Origin of the sequence: Streptomyces sp. NPDC051286 (genome assembly GCF_044455345.1) — a bacterium.
Lineage (GTDB): Bacteria > Actinomycetota > Actinomycetes > Streptomycetales > Streptomycetaceae > Streptomyces.
In genome coordinates, this window is the sequence record NZ_JBITER010000001.1 from 245,388 (window position 1) to 262,017 (window position 16,630).

The window sequence follows — 16,630 nt, forward strand, 5'->3', positions numbered from 1 at the left end:
GCCCGGGTGGGCACCTGAACGGCCCTCGGCAGGCGCTTGATCGTTTGCCCCGCAGGGTATCTGACGATACGTCAGCAGTCTTCACAACTGCTGGGGGCTGCGTTATACATAGGGCCAACCGGCTAGAACGCGTTCTAGAACAGGCGTGGCGGCCGGTCCCGCACGACCTCGGTGCGGCCGACGGTGCGGACGGCCGTGCCGAGGTCTTCCCACCATCAAGGAGCAGCTCCCCCATGCCCATTGATGCCGCAAAGGCGATCGCCGCCGACCCCCGGACCACAGAGATCGGCTGGGACCACAAGGACATCCAGCTCTACCACCTCGGACTCGGCGCGGGCATCCCCGCCACCGACCCCGACGAGCTGCGCTACACCCTGGAGTCCCGGCTCCATGTCCTGCCCAGCTTCGCCACCGTCGCAGGCGCCGGCATGGGTGTCGTCGGCGGACTGTCCTCGCCCGGGATCGACGTCGACCTCGCCGCCGTGCTCCACGGCGGACAGACCGTACGAGTGCACCGGCCGATCCCCGTGAAGGGCAGGGCCGTGCAGACATCGAAGGTCGCCGCCGTGTACGACAAGGGCAAGGCGGCCGTCCTCGTCCTGCGCACCGAGGCCGCCGACGACGAGGGCCCGCTGTGGACCAACGACGCCCAGATTTTCGTTCGCGGCGAGGGCGGCTTCGGCGGCGAGCGCGGCCCGTCCGAGCGGCTGGCGCTCCCCGACCGGGCACCCGACCGGGTGGTCGAGCGGACCATCCGGAAGGACCAGGCGCTGCTCTACCGGCTCTCCGGGGACTGGAACCCGCTGCACGCCGACCCCGAGTTCGCCGAGCTGGCCGGCTTCGACCGGCCGATCCTGCACGGTCTGTGCACCTACGGCATGACGCTCAAGGCCGTGGCCGACACGCTGCTGGACGGTGATGTGGCCCGGATCGGCGCATACAGAACCCGTTTCGCCGGAGTGGTCTTCCCCGGCGAGACCCTCCGCATCCGGATGTGGGCCGGGGACGGCCGCGTCCAGGTGGCCGTGACCGCCGCCGAGAGGGACGACGCGCCGGTCCTGGCCGACACGCTCGTCGAACACTTCTGAATCACGCAACGACCTGAGGGGAGCCGCACCATGCGCGCAGCCGTACTGCACGAGATAGGTCAGGACAAACTGGAAGTCCTCGACGACGTCGAGGCGGTGGGCTTCGGCCCGGGCAAGGTCAAGCTCCGCATCCGGGCCACTGGGCTGTGCCACTCCGATGTCTCGGCGATGAGCGGCGTGCTGCCGCAGCCCGCCCCCTTCATCCCGGGCCACGAGGGCGCCGGCGAGGTCCTCGACGTAGGCGACGGCGTGACCGGACTGGGCGCGGGGGACCGGGTGCTGGTCTGCTGGCTGCCCGCCTGCGGGGCGTGTCCCGCCTGCCGGCGCGGCCAGACACAGCTCTGCCTGGCCGGGTTCATGAACGCGGGCACACCCAACTTCAAGCGCCCGGGCGGCGATGTGTTCGGCTTCGCCGGGACCGGCACCTTCACCGAGGAGGTCGTCGTCGACGCGGGCTGCGCGGTGCCGATCCCCGACGACGTGCCGTTCGAGATCGCCGCACTGATCGGCTGCGGGGTGACCACCGGACTCGGCGCCGCGATCAACACCGCGCAGGTGGAGGCAGGTTCGTCGGTCGCTGTGATCGGCTGCGGCGGCGTCGGTATCTCCACCATCCAGGGGGCCAGGGTCCAGGGCGCCGCTCAGATCGTCGCCGTCGACCCGGTCGCGTCCCGGCGCGAGGCGGCAGTCCGGTTCGGCGCGACCGAGGCGGTCCCGCCCGACGAGCTCGCCGACGCCAAGCAGCGGATCACCGGTGGCGAGGGCTTCGACTACGTCTTCGAGGTCGTCGGCAAGTCGGCGACGGCCCGCACGGCGTACGAGAACACCCGGCGCGGCGGCACGCTCTGCATCGTCGGCGCGGGCGCGATGGACGACAACTTCCAGGTCAACATGTTCGAGCTGTTCTTCGACGAGAAGCGGATCCTGCCCTCGATGTACGGGGGAGGGGACGTGCTCCGCTCCTACGAACGGGCCATCGCACTCTGGCGGGCGGGCCGGATCGACCTCGAATCGATGATCACCCACCGGGTGCAGCTGGCCGAGATCAACGACGCCCTCGGCCAGATGAGGACCGGCGAGGCGCTCCGTACCTGCATCGAACTCTGACCACTGCCGCTTCCGAGAGGACTCCGGGATTCCGATGTCACAACCCCTTCCCCTGGACGGGCTGTCCGCGATCGTCACCGGTGCGGGCCGCGGCCTCGGGCGCGCCGAAGCGCTGGAGCTGGCGGGGCTCGGCGCAGCCGTCGTCGTCAACGACTACGGGCAGCCGGGCCGCGACGGCTCCGGCGAAGCGTCCGCGACCCCCGCCGAGGAGGTCGCCGAGGAGATCCGCGCGGCGGGCGGCAGGGCCGTCGCCCACCTCGGCGACGTCTCCGATCACGAGCAGGCCCGCGCCCTGGTGGAACTGGCAGTCAGCACGTACGGCACGCTCGACATCCTGGTCAACAACGCGGGCATTCTGCGCGACCGGATGGTCTTCTCGATGACCGAGGACGAGTGGGACTCCGTCATCCGGGTGCATCTCAAGGGCCACTTCAACACCACGCACTTCGCCGCGGCCCACTGGCGCGCGCGCTCCAAGGAGTCCGGCGGCCCGGTCTACGGCCGGATCATCAACACCTCGTCGGAAGCGTTCCTGGCGGGCTCGGCGGGCCAGCCGAACTATGCGGCGGCCAAGGGCGGCATCGTCGGCCTCACCACCTCGACGGCCCTGGCCCTGGCCAAGTACGGTGTCACCGCCAACGCCATCTGCCCGCGGGCCCGCACCCGGATGACGGAGGACGTCTTCGCGGGATTCGAGGAGCCGACGGACGGCCGGCTCGACGCGCTGGCCCCCGAACACGTCTCCCCGCTGGTCGGCTATCTGGCCTCGCCGGCGGCCGCCAAGGTCAACGGCCAGCTGCTCGTGGTGCACGGCGGGATGGTCGCGATCGTCGAACGCCCCCGGGTGGCCGCGAAGTTCGACTCGTCCAAGGAGTCGTTCTCCTTCGACGAGCTGGACGAACTGATCTCCCCGTACTACGCCGAGCGTCCGCCGAACGAGACGTTCGCGGCGGCGGAGGTACTGGGACTGAAGCGGGGCTGATCCCCGGACGGCAGTACACAAGGAAGGGCCCTCCGCAGCCGAACAGTGCTGCGGAGGGCCCTTCCTTCACTCGTTCCCTCGTTGATTTCCGTTGCGGTCAGGCCGCCCGGTTGCCCTCCTCGGCGGGGCGCCGGTGGCGACCGTGCGGCTGCCCGTCGGTGCTCTCCATCGACACACCCCCTCGGTGCTTTCCGGAGCCGTCGGCGTCGGCCCGTGCGGCGTCCGCCCCCGGCGGGCGCGTCTGGGTCGTGTCGGTGCGGGCTTCAGACATGTGGGAAGTCACCCCGTTGTGATCGCTTGCGTGTGTGTCACCGGAACCATTGCGCCACCGCCACCCGACACGGTCACCGTCGGCAACCGCGCCTATCGGCTAGTAGGGATGCCCCCTGGCCCCGGTCCAGAATTTAACCAGGTGTCGTGCGCCCCACGAGAGGCGCCTGGCCCAGTGGAACCGGCTTGCACACGGGAAGAGGTGTGGCAGCCGCGGACGGTTGCATACCCCTTTCCGTGACCGCCGTCCACGCGGGCCCGGCGCCGCGTTCCCCGTCCTCCGGTGCCTGCAGCAGGGCCACCCCGCACGGCGCGTCCCGGCCGGCGTACGGGAGCTTCAGGAAGCCGTCCCGGGTCCACACCCCGGAACCGGCCAACCAACCGTCCGGGGCCGCCAGTTGGTGCAGCCTGCGCCCCGCTGGACGCCACACCCCGACCCAGTTGCCGGCCGCCCCGTCGATCCGCAGCGCCACCGCGCAGCTCTCCGGCATCAGCGTCTGCCCGGGCTGCACGGCGAACGGCGTCACCGCGACATCCGCGGGACACAGACTCTCGGGGAAGCGCACCGGCAGACAGCTGCCGAGTACCCCCCAGCCGAGCCGGTCGTGGCCCGGCGCATCGGAACGGATCAGCAGCAGCCCGCTGTCCGTATCGGCGAGCAGCAGACGGTCGTTGCTGTCCGGCGTGATCTGCAGCAGCGGCGACACCTCGCCGCCCCGGTCCAGATCCACGGCGACCGCCTTCACCGGACCCCCGCCCACAGGCTCCCGGTCCAGGGCCAGCATCCGCCCCGCCGGGTTCAGCCAGACCCCGCCGGAGCATCGTCCCGGCACCTCGGCCACCCGTTCCGGCCCGAACGCCCCGCCCGCCACCAGCCAGACGGTGGTGGAGCGTTCACCGACGGACAGCGCGTACGCGCTCGCACCGTCCGGCGACGGCGGCAACAGGGTCAGGGAGGTGTCGTCGGCGCACTCGAGGGCGCCGAGGGGCAGTTCGCCGGTGCCGGGGCCCGTCGGGTAGAGCAGGGAGAAGGCGTGCCGGTCCGCCACCCGCCGCCGGATCAACACCCGGCCGTCGGCGAGCGGCAGCACCTCGGAGTCCGGCTCCTCGGGCTGATTGAGGGGGAGCGGCACGGCGTACGGCTCGTGCCCGTCGAGCGTCCAGCGCTCGGGGAACCAGGCGGCGTCCGGCGCCTGCCCGGCGAGCGTGAGCCGTGCCGCGTACGAGCCGTCGGCGGTGATGGTGAAGGTGCCGGTCCGGGCGGTGGCAGCTCCGCCCGGCCCGACGGACTCGCCGGGTCCGTCGGGGACATCCGGCGCGCCGGACTCGCCCCGCTCGCCGGGCTCGATGAGCCCGCCCCGCTCCGCCGGCATGTCCCGGCCCCCGGGTTCTTCCGCTTCTCCGGGCGCGGGATCCGCCGTCGCGGCGGCCCCGGCCGTCTCACCCTCGATGGCGCAGGCAGTCATGAGCTCGTCACCTCCGGCAACCGAAGCTAGTTTTCGCACTTCCTGCCGAACAACACGTGACCCGTCACTTCACACATAAGGATGGTGATGCCCGGATTCGCCTGAGAGCGAGGGGACGGTGTGCTTCAAGTGGGCGGCCGGGCAGAACTACGCGTAACGATACGTAACCGACTGTCGCCCGGCCTTCACGGGTCGCCTCAGCCATGGGCAACGGGGCGCGGACGGCAGGTAGCCTTTCCTCCGTGCCCCGTCTGTCTGAAGTCCTCACCGCGCTCGACGCCCTCTGGCCGCCCGAGCGGGCCGAAGGATGGGACGCGGTCGGAACGGTCTGCGGAGACGTGGACAATCCTGCTGCCGAAGTCGACCGCGTGCTCTTCGCCGTCGACCCGGTACAGGAGGTCGCCGACGAGGCGGTCGGACTCGGAGCCCAGCTGATCGTCACCCACCACCCCCTCTACCTGCGGGGTACGACGACGGTCGCGGCCGACACCTTCAAGGGCCGGGTCGTGCACACCCTCATCAAGCACGACATCGCCCTGCACGTCGCGCACACCAACGCCGACACCGCCGACCCAGGGGTCTCCGACGCCCTCGCCGGCGCCCTCGACCTGCGGGTCACCGGCCCCCTCGTACCCGACCCGACCGACTCCAAGGGCCGTCGAGGCCTCGGCCGGATCTGCGAACTCGACCACCCCGAGACCCTCCGCGACTTCGCGGCCCGCGCCGCCGCGCGGCTGCCCGCCACCGCCCAGGGCATCCGCACGGCCGGCGACCCGGACGCGCTGGTGCGTACCGTCGCGGTCAGCGGCGGCTCCGGCGACGGCCTCTTCGACGCCGTGCGCGCCGCGGGCGTCGACGCCTTCCTCACCGCCGATCTGCGCCACCACCCGGCCTCCGAGGCCGTTCAGCAGTCTCCGATCGGCCTGATCGACGCCGCGCACTGGGCCACCGAATGGCCCTGGTGCGAGCAGGCTGCGGCGCAGCTCGACGCGATTTCCGACCGCCACGGATGGGACCTGCGGGTCCATGTCTCGAAGCAGGTCACCGACCCCTGGACCACCCACCACTCTTCTGGAGCCCCCAACTGAACGCCGCGCCCGCCGACCAGATCCGACTTCTCGACGTCCAGGCCCTCGACGTACGACTGTCGCAGCTTGCCCACAAGCGCAAGTCGCTGCCTGAGCACGCCGAGATCGACTCGCTCACCGCCGACCTCGCACAACTGCGTGACCTGCTGGTCGCCTCACAGACCGAGGAGAGCGACACCGCCCGCGAGCAGACCAAGGCGGAGCAGGACGTCGACCTGGTGCGCCAGCGCGCCGTCCGCGACCAGCAGCGCCTGGACTCCGGCGCGGTCACCTCGCCGAAGGACCTGGAGAGCCTGCAGCACGAGATCACCTCGCTGGCCAAGCGCCAGGGTGACCTGGAGGACGTCGTCCTCGAAGTCATGGAGCGCCGCGAGTCCGCACAGGAGCGCGTCACCGAGCTGACCGCACGGGTCTCCGCCGTCCAGGCCAAGGTCGACGACGCGACCGCTCGCCGGGACGCCGCGACGCGGGAGCTCGACGAGGAGGCCGCGACCGTCACGAAGGAGCGCGAGCTCGTCGCCGGCTCCGTACCGGCCGACCTCCTCAAGCTGTACGACAAGCTCCGCGCCCAGTCGGGCGGGGTCGGCGCCGCCCGGCTCTACCAGCGCCGTTGCGAGGGTTGCCGGCTGGAGCTGAACATCACCGAGATCAATGACGTGAAGGCGGCGTCCCCGGACACGGTGCTGCGCTGCGAGAACTGCCGCCGCATCCTGGTCCGTACGGCGGAGTCGGGCCTGTAATGACGGAGCCGCGCCAGTTCGTCATCGAGGCCGACGGCGGCTCCCGGGGCAACCCGGGGCCCGCCGGGTACGGCGCGGTCGTGATCGACCCGGTCACGGGGGAGACCCTCGCCGAGGCCGCCGAGTACATCGGCATCGCGACGAACAACGTGGCCGAGTACAAGGGCCTCATCGCGGGCCTGAAGGCAGCGAAGGCGCTGGTGCCGGACGCGTCGGCGGACGGTGCGCTGCGGGTGCGCGTCCGGATGGACTCCAAGCTGGTCGTGGAACAGATGTCGGGCCGCTGGAAGATCAAGCACCCCGACATGAAGCCGCTCGCGGCGGAGGCGGCCCGGATCCTTCCGGCGTCCGCTGTCACGTACGAGTGGATCCCGCGCGAGAAGAACAAGCACGCGGACCGGCTCGCCAACGAGGCGATGGACGCGGGCCGGCGAGGCAAGCAGTGGGAGCCGTCGGCGTCGACAGCCGCACTCGACCTGCCCCCGGTCTCCGGCCCTCCCGGGGACGCGGCGGCAGGCGCCGCGAAGGCACGTGCGGCGATGTCCACCCGCCGTGAACCCGCGGCCACCCCACAGGCCGGCTGGGGCGCCGCCCCCGACCTGGGTGCGCCTGCGACGTTCGTCCTGCTCCGCCACGGCGAGACGGCTCTCACCCCCGAGAAACGGTTCTCCGGCAGTGGCGGCACCGACCCCGAACTCTCGGCGGCCGGCCGCCACCAGGCGGAGCGCGTGGCCGAGTACCTCGCGGCCCGCGGCACCATCCAGGAGATCGTCAGCTCGCCCCTGCGCCGCTGCCGCGAAACGGCGGCGACGGTGGCCGCGCGTCTGGGCCTGACCGTCGAGATCGAGGAGGGCCTGCGCGAGACGGACTTCGGTGCCTGGGAAGGCCTGACGTTCGCCGAGGTCCGTGAACGGTACGGCCCCGACCTGGACGCCTGGCTCGCCTCCACGAGGACGCCCCCCACGGGCGGCGGCGAGAGCTTCGCCGAGGTGGCCCGCCGGGTCTCGTCCACCCGCGACCGCCTGACCACCCGCTACGCGGGCCGCACGGTGCTCCTGGTCACGCACGTGACCCCGATCAAGACCCTGGTCCGCCTGGCCCTGGGCGCCCCGCCGGAGTCCCTGTTCCGCATGGAACTCTCGGCGGCGTCGCTGTCCGCGGTGGCGTACTACGCGGACGGCAACGCGTCACTGCGACTGCTGAACGACACATCGCACCTCCGGTAGGAAGCCGCACCTCCGGTAGAAAGCCGCGCCCCGGATTCCGCCGCCCCCGGTGGTGGCGCCCCGGGAATCGTCGCGGGGCTGTCGCTGCCGCAGGGGCGGCTTCCGCGTGGTGCGAAGCTGCCGCTGCGCGAAGCAGGCTACGGGCTCCCGCTCCCGCAGGGGCCAGCCGCGCGCAGCGTGCGGTGCCGCTCTCGCCAGGGGCGACGGAGCGGTTCCCGCGGTGCGCAGCCGCCGCTTCCCCGGGGTGCTCCGTACCCCGTCAGCACCCACCGGGGTCCGGGGCGGAGCCCCGGTTCGGGAAGGGGCGGGGAATCAGCCGCGCAGCGCCGCCGCCTCGCCCGCCAGCCGCTCCACCCGCGCCCAGTCCCTCGCCGCCACCGCGTCCCCCGGAACCATCCAACTGCCGCCCACGCAGCCGACGTTCGGGAGTGCCAGGTACGACGGAGCCGAGGCGAGCGAGATGCCGCCCGTCGGGCAGAACCGGGCCTGGGGGAGCGGTGCGGACAGCGCCTTGAGGCAGGCGGTCCCACCCGCCGCCTGGGCCGGGAAGAACTTCATCTCGGTGACCCCGCGCTCCAGCAGCGCCACGACCTCGGACGTCGTCGAGACGCCCGGCAGGAACGGCACCCCCGACGCCTTCATCGCGTCCAGCAGCACATCCGTCCAGCCCGGGCTGACCAGGAACCGGGCCCCGGCCGCCACCGTGTCGGCGACGTTCTGCGGGGAGATCACGGTGCCCGAGCCCACCACCGCATCCGGTACCTCCGACGCGATCGCCTTGATCGCGTCCAGCGCCGCCGCCGTCCGCAGTGTCACCTCGATGGCCGGGAGCCCGCCCGCGACCAGGGCCCGGGCCAGCGGCACCGCGTCGGCGGCGTCCTCCAGGACGACTACGGGGACTACGGGGGCAAGGTCCAGCACAGAGGAGGAGGGCATGGCCTCATCCTCTGTGCTCACCGCACAGCACGCAACGAGCGTTGCACATGCTGCAACGGCATGTGTCCGGTGTCAGTGGATCTCCGTCACGACCACATCGAGCGCCCACGGCCGCCCCGCCCGCACCGGAGCCTCCGCCTCGACCACGTACCCCAGCTCCCGCAACGCTTCCACCAGCTCCGCGGGCCCCTTTGGCCGGTCCCCCGACTGCAGCAGGTCGCGGACGATCCGCCCCTTCGTCGCCTTGTTGAAGTGGCTGACCACCGACCGCTTCTCCACCCCGTCCACCATCTGGGAGTGCAGCACCCGCACGCTCGCCGTGCGCTCCGCCACCGCACCCTTCGGCTTCCACGCCGCCGTGTACGCCGATGACCGCAGATCCAGTACGAGCCCGTCCCCGGCCGCCTCCGGCATCACCTCGGCCATTGGCGCCCGCCAGTACGCGCCCAAGGCGCCGAGCCCCGGCAGCTTCACCCCCATCGAGCAGCGGTACGACGGAATCCGGTCGCCCACCCGCACCGCGCCCCACAGCCCGGAGAAGACCAGCAGCGACTTACCGGCCCGCCGCCGGGCCGCCGTGTCCAGGGACGCCAGGTCCAGAGCGTCGTACAGCACCCCGGTGTAGATCTCCCCGGCGGGCCGCGTCCCCGCCGTCCGCAGTTCGGCGTTCTTCGCGATCTCGCCGCGCAGGCCCTCGCTGAGACCGAGCACCTCGCGGGCCTTCTCCTCGTCCGCCACGCACAGCTCGACCAGCTCGTCGAGGACCGCGGCCCGGGCCTCGGCGAGCCCCGGCAGCGACAGCGACTCCGGCTTCAGGGGTGCTCCGCGCCCCGAGGCGGCCTTTCCTTCGGAGGGCGGCAACAGCACGAGCACGGCGGTTCTCCTTCGTACGAACAGGGAAGCGGCCCCACGACTGCCCAAGGCCCGCCTGCCAGCGTAAGGGGACGCCCGGACCGGCCCGGCACCCGGACCGCCCGGCCCGGCACCCGGACCGCAGGCGCCCAGACCCGGACCGCCCGGCCCGGCACCCGGACCGCAGGCGCCCGGCACCCGGATCGCCCGGCCCGGCACCCGGACCGCAGGCGCCCAGCACCCGGACCGCAGGACCACCGGTCCCAGACCGCAGGGCTGCGCGCACCCGGGATGCCGGTCGCCCCGCTCCGCCATACGCTCAGTCCATGCCCCGCCGCCATCTCCACATGACCGGCGCAGCCGACACCCCGCTGCGGGCGGCCCTGCGCGAGCTGCGCACCACGCTCGGACTGCCCGTCGATTTTTCGCGCGAGGTCCTCGCGGAGGCGGCGCAGGTGGCGAAGTCTCCCGTCCTGACCGGACACCAGGACGCGACGGACCTCCCCCTCTTCACCATCGACCCGCCCACCTCCACCGACCTCGACCAGGCGATGCACCTCGAACGCCGCCCGCACGGCTTCCGGGTCCACTACGCCATCGCCGACGTCGCCGCCTTCGTCCGCCCAGGCGGCGCACTCGACACCGAGGCCCACCGCCGGGTGACGACCCTCTATTTCCCCGACGGCAAGGTGCCGCTGCACCCCGCCCCGCTCTCCGAGGGCGCAGCCAGCCTCCTCCCCGGGCAGACCCGCCCCGCCCTGCTCTGGCGGATCGACCTCGACGCGGAGGGCCGCGCGGGCGCCACCGACGTACGCCGGGCCCTGGTCCGCAGCCGGGCCAAGCTGGACTACGCGGGCGTCCAGCGGCAGATCGACGCGGGCACCGCCGAGGAACCCGTGGCCCTGCTGAAGGACATCGGCCGGCTCCGCGAGGAGCAGGAAGTCGACCGCGGCGGGATTTCGCTCGATGTGCCCGAGCAGGAGATCGTCCAGCGTGACGGCGCATACGGCCTGGAGTACCGCGCCCCGCTTCCCGCCTACGGCTGGAACGCCCAGATCTCCCTCCTCACCGGCATGACCGCCGCCCACCTGATGACCGAGGCGGGCACCGGCATCCTGCGTACGCTCCCGGTCGCTCCGGACGGCGCCGTCGCCCGGCTGCGCCGCTCGGCCGAGGCCCTGCACATCGACTGGCCGCACCACGTCCCGTACGCCCAGGTCGTGCGGTCGCTCGACCCGAAAAGGGCGAGCCACGCCGCGTTCCTGCAGGAGTGCACCACCCTGCTCCGCGGCGCCGGTTACACGGTCTTCGACCACGGTGAACTCCCCACCCCCGCCGTCCACGCCGCCGTGGCCGACCTCTACACGCACTGCACCGCGCCGCTGCGCCGCCTCGTCGACCGGTACGCGGCCGAACTGTGCGTCGCGGCAGTCGCGGACCAGGAGCCGCCCGAGTGGGTGACGGCCGCGCTTCCCGGCCTCCCGAAGGAAATGGCCGAAGGAGCCCGCCGCGCCAACACGGTGGAACGCGAGTGCGTCGACCTGGTCGAGGCGGCACTCCTCAGCGACCGGGTGGGCGAGGTCTTCGACGCGTACGTGGTCGACGTACAGGACCAGGAACCCACCATCGGCACGGTCCACATCGAGCACCCCGCCATCGTGGCCCGCATCGACGGCGGCACGACGAACCTCCCCCTGGGCGAACGGCTCCGGGTCCGCCTCACCCAGGCGGACCCGGGGGCGGCGAAGGTACTGTTCGCCCCCGCGTGAGAGCGGCGACGGCGGCACGCGGGTCGTCGGCATGGAAGCGGACGGTCCGGGCCCACCCCCGCTTCCCGAGCGGCCGGACGAACTCGACCGGCCGGGTCAGCTCCACGGTCACCGTCGTCTGGCTCCCCACGACGAGGTCGAGCACCCCGTCCGGATGCAGCTGGACCAGCCTCCCCTCCGGATAGCGCCGTTCGACGCGCGCCGTGGCAACGGTGGTCGCGGGCACCCGTAGGTCGAACAACCCCCCGTAGCGGATGCGCAGTGACCCGTCCGCGCCCACCACATGCGGCCGGGTCACACAGGCGGCATGAAGAGCCAGGACCAGCAGCACCCCGTACACATCCAGGACGAGCAAAGTCCGATGGACGGCGGGCCAGGGGATCAGCAGGGCCAGCATCACCGTCTCGACGAGCGAGACGAAGACCAGGCCGTACATCATTGCGGTCTGCGGTCCGGTGTACGGGACGGCCAGCGCCCCCTCCGGCACGGCGTGGCGCCGCCGCCGCATCCACAGCCCGAGACTGTGCAGGGCACGCAGCTCGTGCGCGACGAGGCGGCGCACCTTCTCCGGCACGACAGTACGGAGCACAGCTCCCATCGTGGCCCGCCGCCCGTCACCTGCACGCCGGGCCACGAGCCAGAGCCGCCACAGCGCCCAGGTCTCGACGCCGAGCGTGGCCACTACCAGCACCCCGGCCCCGAGCAGAACCGCACCCGGTATCCGGACCCCGGCGGCCAGACAGCCCGCCAGAACAGCTTCGACAGTCGGCACGACCACCGCCACGTACCGCACAAGTCGCACATTCATCCCGTCCCCCTCCCCGCCACGCGTGCAGTCAGCGCCGCGATCACCCGGCGTACCACCTCGGCCTGCGCGGGCGCGTAGTCGTCGAGCAGGGCCTGACCGAATCCCGTCATTGCCGGCCCGTCGGAGGGGATCTCCGCCAGCACTTCATCCGGCACGGCGGCGGCCAGATCAGCGGCGAGCGGAGCGATCCGCGGATCGTCCACGGGCGCCAGGTCCAGTGCGTCCAGCCGCTCGTACAGCGCGTGCACGGCAGGGTCCTCGGCCAGTGGTCGCAACGCGGCGTAGACCTCACTGCCGAAGCCCGCCGTGTCCAGCAGCACCAGGTGCTCGCGGTCCTTGGCGGCGATGGGCGAGCCGGTGGCGGGAGCCGTGCCCAGCAGTTCGGCCAGCGCGGGCGATACGGTCTCCTCGGCGCTCACCGGCTCGTCCAGCAACCGTGCCAGCCGACGCCGCCGCTCCCTGATCTCGTCCTCCTGCCGGGCCAGATCGGCATCCAACTCGATGAGTACCTCGGTGAGTTCGCGCCCGGCATCGTCAGCGAGCGCATCCCGTACCTCATCCAGACCGAGCCCCAGCTCGGTGAGCCTCCTGATCCGGGCCAGTACAACGGCGTCGCGCACGCTGTAGGCACGGTAGCCGTTTGCCCGGCGGCCGGGCTCGGGCAGCAGACCGATGTGGTGGTAATGCCGAATCGCCCTCGCGGTGACCCCGACGAGCGCGGCAATCTCTCCTATGCGCATGGAGCCAGTAGAAACGTTGACGCCGCGGCAGGGTCAAGGTGCCCGTCCGGCACCACCGCCTGCGGACGCCTTCCACCTCTGAGAACTCGGCGCGGTCCTGTGCCACGATCGAGGGAAGAGCTCCGATCTCACGGACGGCTGATCCCACCATGTCCCAAGCCGGCGAGCGACCGAGGAAAGGGCGTGACATGACCGCCATGGCGCATGAGCCGCTCACGCAGGCAGAGGTCCTTCTGGAGGGCTTCCTGGCCTTGGATACGCCGGAGGGCTTCCGGGCCGAGCTGATCGAGGGGGAGATCGTGGTGACGCCGCCGCCAGACGGGGATCACGAGGACTGCATCAATCTGGTTCTGAAGCAGGTGATCAGGCGAGCCCGGACCGAAATGGACTTCTCCGGGAACAAGGGGCTGAAACTCAGGAGCGGCGGTGACTGTCCCAAGAACCACGCCTTCCCCGATGGGACGTTCGCGCCCACGGACCTGCGGCTCTTCCGGGGGGCCGAATCCTGGATGCCGTGCGAAGGAGTGGCGATGGTCGTGGAGGTGACCTCGACCAAGCCCGCAGCCGACCGGGAGGCGAAGCGCCGTTGCTATGCCCGTGGCGGCATCCCGCTCTACCTGCTGATCGACCGCGAGACATTCTCCGTCACCCTCTTCGGCGATCCCGAGGACGCCGACTACCGTCGGCACTGCGCGATCCCGTTCGGCGAGACGCTCTCCCTCCCCGAGCCGTTCGGCTTCGATCTGGACACCACGGACTTCGTCTGAGCCACCCCGCCCCGCCGGGTAGCATGGTCGACACGGCAGACGAGCCGGGCGGACGGCCGCGTGGGGATTTTCGGATCCTCCCGAGGAACGTCCGGGCTCCACAGGGCAGGGTGGTGGCTAACGGCCACCCGGGGTGACCCGCGGGACAGTGCCACAGAAAACAAACCGCCGGAGACTTCGGTCCTCGGTAAGGGTGAAACGGTGGTGTAAGAGACCACCAGCGCCTGAGGTGACTCAGGCGGCTAGGTAAACCCCACCCGGAGCAAGGTCAAGAGGGGCCGTCGCAGGACGGCCCTGCGCGAACGTCCGAGGGCTGCCCGCCCGAGTTCGCGGGTAGACCGCACGAGGCCGGCAGCAATGCCGGTCCTAGATGGATGGCCGTCTCCCCGGCCGCCGCGAGGCGACCGGGTGACAGAACCCGGCGTACAGCCCGACTCGTCTGCCATCACCTGCCTCTTTGCCTTCGAAAGGGCCTCAGACCTGCGTCGGAGGCCCTTTCTGGGCTCTCATGGACTTGCCGCGTCAGGCAGCGAAAAGTCCCTCGGGAGTCCCTCGGACCGCGCTGAAAGTCCCTGAAAAGTCCCTGGGGGACGGAGGTTGCTGACGCCTCTGTGCTGGTCCGGGTCGATGGGGCATGGCCTGTTGTTCCATCCCTGCTGCCGGATGCGTTGTTCACCCCGGTCGGCTACGGCATGGACTGTTTGGTGGACGTCTTTGAGCGCCTGCCGGACGGTGAACCGCCCCGGGTTCGGTAGCCCGGGTGGACACCCGGGGTGAGGCCCTGCTGGTCGGCGATGCGCGCAAGCAGTGCGGTCAGTTGGGCCCGCTCGTCGTGGTCCAGGGCTGAGCAGACATCTTCCTCATGCGCGGAGGCAACCTGCCATATCGCGTCGAGAACGCGTTGGCCTTCGGCGGACAGATACAACGCGTGGTTGCGACGATCCTCGGTGCTGCGGCGCCGCTCCACCAGTCCCTTGTCGTCAAGGTTGTCGATCAAGGTGACGACGCGGCTGGGCACAACCCCCAGTTCGGCGGCCAATGACCGCTGACTTCGCCCGGGTTGGCCGGCGATCATGCGCAGCACTCCGACATCCGGCGGGGCCAGCCCGAGTTGACCGACCCGTTCGGCAAAGCGGCCCGCGGCGTGCGCGCCGATCTGGGCAAGCAGGAACGCCGTGCCCTGCGGCCGCGGGGGCGACGCCTCGCGATCTTCGCCTGGTTGCCATGGTGTGCTCACCCGGCTATCGTACGCGACTCAGAACGATTCTCTATGGTGAACCATTCAATCCAGAGAACGGATAGTGTCGTGCAGTTATCGAACAGGACTGATTCCTGGCCGCGTTACCCGGATCTCGTCGGCAAAGTGGCCCTCGTCACCGGCGGATCACGCGGAATCGGCGCGGTCACCTGCCGGGCGCTGGCCGCCAACGGGGTAAGGGTCGCGGTCAACGGCCGGGACGCCGCGGCGATCGACGCGGTCGTGGAATCGATCAACACCGATGGGGGTCACGCCATGGCGGCGCCAGGTGATGTGACCGACCCCGACACGGTAGGACGGCTGCGCGCAACGGTGGAGCGCGCCTTGGGCCCGGTGGACGTGCTTGTCCCGTTCGCCGGGGGCCAGGGAAGTCCCGTGCCGACCACAGAGCTGGGACCCGACCGGTGGCGCGCCGTCATCAGCTCCGACCTGACATCGGTGTACCTCACCGTGACGGCTTTTCTCCCCGCGATGATCGAACGCGAGACGGGGTCGGTGGTCATGATGGCGTCCACGGCCGGACGACGGCCCGGTGGAGCAAACGCCGCCTACGCCGTGGCCAAGGCGGGTGTGGTGATGCTCAGCAAGCATCTGGCCAACGAGGTCGGCCGCCATGGCATCCGGGTCAACTGTCTGGCACCGTCTGCGGTGCAGGGCGACCGGATGCAACAGTTCATGTCCGCCCAGCAGATGGAAACGCTGGCCGGCACCTTCCCGCTCGGACGGATCGGGCAGCCTGAGGACATTGCCCAGGCGGTGCTCTACTTGGCTTCCGACGCGGCATCCTGGATCACCGGGGCCACCCTCGACCTGACCGGCGGGCGGGTGATCGTATGACCGCCACCGCCCCTACTCGGAACCGGCGACAAGCTCAGGGCGGACCACCGCCGGGCGTGCTCGCCGTGGTGTTCACCACGCTCTTCCTCGCCGGGCTCGTCATCAGCACCGTGCTGGCCGACGGCCGTCCCTTTCCCTCACCGTTCGGCTCCACCAGCGACATCCTGGCGTACTTCCGCGGCAACCGAGGCGCCGTTCAGGTCAGCGCCGCCCTGCAGTTCGCGGCCGCGATTCCACTGGCGATCTACGCGGCCACAGTGGCGGCGCGGCTGAACAGGCTCGGCATCCGCGCACCCGGCGCGACCATCGCCCTGACCGGCGGGGTGCTCGCCGCGGCCTTCCTGGCCTGTTCAGGCCTGGTGAGCTGGGTACTGTCCCGCCCCGAGGCCCTCGACCAGCCCGCTCTCGTACGGGCCTTGCAGGACCTCGCCTTCATCACCGGCGGCCCCGGGCATGTGGTGCCGCTCGGCCTGCTTGTCGCGGGCATCGCCGTGCCCGGACTCCTCGCCTCTGTACTGCCCCGCCGACTGGCGATCACCGGTCTGATCATCGCCGCCATCGCCGAACTGTCCACCCTCACCCTGTTGATCAACGAAGCGGCCTATCTGCTCCCGGTCGCCCGGTTCAGCGGCCTGGCCTGGCTGATTGCCGCCGGTTTCCTGCTGCCCCGTCAACGCACCCGAACGGACGGATGAC

General features: G+C 71.3%; 17 protein-coding genes and 1 other RNA gene. 11 read left to right on the forward strand and 7 right to left on the reverse strand.

Annotated elements, in window-relative coordinates; translation table 11 throughout:
* The first annotated feature begins 233 nt into the window (after window positions 1–233).
* Genes ACIBB8_RS01115 through ACIBB8_RS01125 form a run of 3 tightly spaced genes read left to right on the forward strand, consistent with a single transcriptional unit; the run spans window position 234 to window position 3,177 of the window.
* The gene (locus ACIBB8_RS01115) at window positions 234–1,088 is read left to right on the forward strand and encodes a MaoC/PaaZ C-terminal domain-containing protein (RefSeq protein ID WP_398948285.1); all 855 of its coding nucleotides are present in this window, start codon (window positions 234–236) and stop codon (window positions 1,086–1,088) included.
* Window positions 1,089–1,118: 30 nt separating this feature from the next.
* Entirely contained in the window at window positions 1,119–2,195 is a 1,077-nt protein-coding gene (locus tag ACIBB8_RS01120) for a Zn-dependent alcohol dehydrogenase (protein WP_398948286.1), read from the forward strand.
* A 34-nt stretch (window positions 2,196–2,229) separates the two neighbouring features.
* Window positions 2,230–3,177 carry a 3-oxoacyl-ACP reductase gene (locus tag ACIBB8_RS01125; protein ID WP_398948287.1) on the forward strand — a complete coding sequence of 316 codons (948 nt, stop codon included), beginning with the start codon at window positions 2,230–2,232 and terminating at the stop codon, window positions 3,175–3,177.
* Window positions 3,178–3,274: 97 nt separating this feature from the next.
* On the opposite strand, the gene ACIBB8_RS01130 is transcribed toward ACIBB8_RS01125, so the two are convergent.
* Window positions 3,275–3,448, reverse strand: coding sequence for a hypothetical protein (locus tag ACIBB8_RS01130; protein WP_398948288.1), 174 nt, complete (start codon window positions 3,446–3,448; stop codon window positions 3,275–3,277).
* Between the two features lie 133 nt (window positions 3,449–3,581).
* Window positions 3,582–4,913: a hypothetical protein gene (locus tag ACIBB8_RS01135; protein WP_398948289.1), complete on the reverse strand. Its 1,332-nt coding sequence runs from the start codon at window positions 4,911–4,913 to the stop codon at window positions 3,582–3,584.
* Between the two features lie 242 nt (window positions 4,914–5,155).
* Here ACIBB8_RS01135 and ACIBB8_RS01140 point away from each other — a divergent pair, with 242 nt between their 5' ends.
* The 3 genes from ACIBB8_RS01140 to ACIBB8_RS01150 are packed head-to-tail and all read left to right on the forward strand — an operon-like array spanning window position 5,156 to window position 7,967.
* Window positions 5,156–6,001, forward strand: coding sequence for a Nif3-like dinuclear metal center hexameric protein (locus ACIBB8_RS01140; protein ID WP_398948290.1), 846 nt, complete (start codon window positions 5,156–5,158; stop codon window positions 5,999–6,001).
* Window positions 5,998–6,741, forward strand: a complete 744-nt coding sequence (locus ACIBB8_RS01145) for a zinc ribbon domain-containing protein (RefSeq protein ID WP_398948708.1) — start codon at window positions 5,998–6,000, stop codon at window positions 6,739–6,741. The genes ACIBB8_RS01140 and ACIBB8_RS01145 overlap by 4 nt, the downstream gene beginning before the upstream one ends.
* Entirely contained in the window at window positions 6,741–7,967 is a 1,227-nt protein-coding gene (locus ACIBB8_RS01150; RefSeq protein ID WP_398948291.1) for a bifunctional RNase H/acid phosphatase, read from the forward strand. The genes ACIBB8_RS01145 and ACIBB8_RS01150 overlap by 1 nt, the downstream gene beginning before the upstream one ends.
* 312 nt (window positions 7,968–8,279) lie before the next feature.
* On the opposite strand, the gene eda is transcribed toward ACIBB8_RS01150, so the two are convergent.
* On the reverse strand, window positions 8,280–8,903 hold the full coding sequence (gene eda, locus ACIBB8_RS01155; protein WP_398948292.1) for a bifunctional 4-hydroxy-2-oxoglutarate aldolase/2-dehydro-3-deoxy-phosphogluconate aldolase: 624 nt from the start codon (window positions 8,901–8,903) through the stop codon (window positions 8,280–8,282).
* 72 nt (window positions 8,904–8,975) lie between these two features.
* On the reverse strand, window positions 8,976–9,776 hold the full coding sequence (yaaA, locus tag ACIBB8_RS01160) for a peroxide stress protein YaaA (protein ID WP_398948293.1): 801 nt from the start codon (window positions 9,774–9,776) through the stop codon (window positions 8,976–8,978).
* Window positions 9,777–10,081: 305 nt separating this feature from the next.
* Here yaaA and ACIBB8_RS01165 point away from each other — a divergent pair, with 305 nt between their 5' ends.
* Window positions 10,082–11,524: an RNB domain-containing ribonuclease gene (locus ACIBB8_RS01165; RefSeq protein WP_398948294.1), complete on the forward strand. Its 1,443-nt coding sequence runs from the start codon at window positions 10,082–10,084 to the stop codon at window positions 11,522–11,524.
* Here ACIBB8_RS01165 and ACIBB8_RS01170 read toward each other — a convergent pair.
* Window positions 11,475–12,332, reverse strand: a complete 858-nt coding sequence (locus ACIBB8_RS01170) for a hypothetical protein (RefSeq protein ID WP_398948295.1) — start codon at window positions 12,330–12,332, stop codon at window positions 11,475–11,477. The genes ACIBB8_RS01165 and ACIBB8_RS01170 overlap by 50 nt on opposite strands.
* Complete coding sequence (locus tag ACIBB8_RS01175; protein WP_398948296.1) at window positions 12,329–13,072, reverse strand: MerR family transcriptional regulator; 744 nt, start codon at window positions 13,070–13,072, stop codon at window positions 12,329–12,331. Before ACIBB8_RS01175 ends, ACIBB8_RS01170 begins: the two co-directional genes overlap by 4 nt.
* Before the next feature lie 197 nt (window positions 13,073–13,269).
* On the opposite strand from ACIBB8_RS01175, the gene ACIBB8_RS01180 reads away from it, so the two are divergent.
* Together ACIBB8_RS01180 and rnpB are read left to right on the forward strand one after the other, a co-directional pair.
* A complete protein-coding gene (locus ACIBB8_RS01180) occupies window positions 13,270–13,839 on the forward strand; it encodes a Uma2 family endonuclease (RefSeq protein WP_398948709.1) in 570 nt (189 codons plus the stop codon).
* 40 nt (window positions 13,840–13,879) lie between these two features.
* An RNA gene (gene rnpB, locus ACIBB8_RS01185) (RNase P RNA component class A) lies at window positions 13,880–14,281 on the forward strand.
* Window positions 14,282–14,524: 243 nt separating this feature from the next.
* Here the strand turns inward: rnpB and ACIBB8_RS01190 are convergent.
* Window positions 14,525–15,076, reverse strand: a complete 552-nt coding sequence (locus tag ACIBB8_RS01190; RefSeq protein ID WP_398948297.1) for a MarR family winged helix-turn-helix transcriptional regulator — start codon at window positions 15,074–15,076, stop codon at window positions 14,525–14,527.
* A 69-nt stretch (window positions 15,077–15,145) separates the two neighbouring features.
* Here ACIBB8_RS01190 and ACIBB8_RS01195 point away from each other — a divergent pair, with 69 nt between their 5' ends.
* Complete coding sequence (locus tag ACIBB8_RS01195) at window positions 15,146–15,934, forward strand: SDR family NAD(P)-dependent oxidoreductase (protein ID WP_398948298.1); 789 nt, start codon at window positions 15,146–15,148, stop codon at window positions 15,932–15,934.
* Window positions 15,931–16,629, forward strand: coding sequence for a hypothetical protein (locus ACIBB8_RS01200; protein ID WP_398948299.1), 699 nt, complete (start codon window positions 15,931–15,933; stop codon window positions 16,627–16,629). Before ACIBB8_RS01195 ends, ACIBB8_RS01200 begins: the two co-directional genes overlap by 4 nt.
* The last annotated feature ends 1 nt before the right edge of the window (window position 16,630 follow it).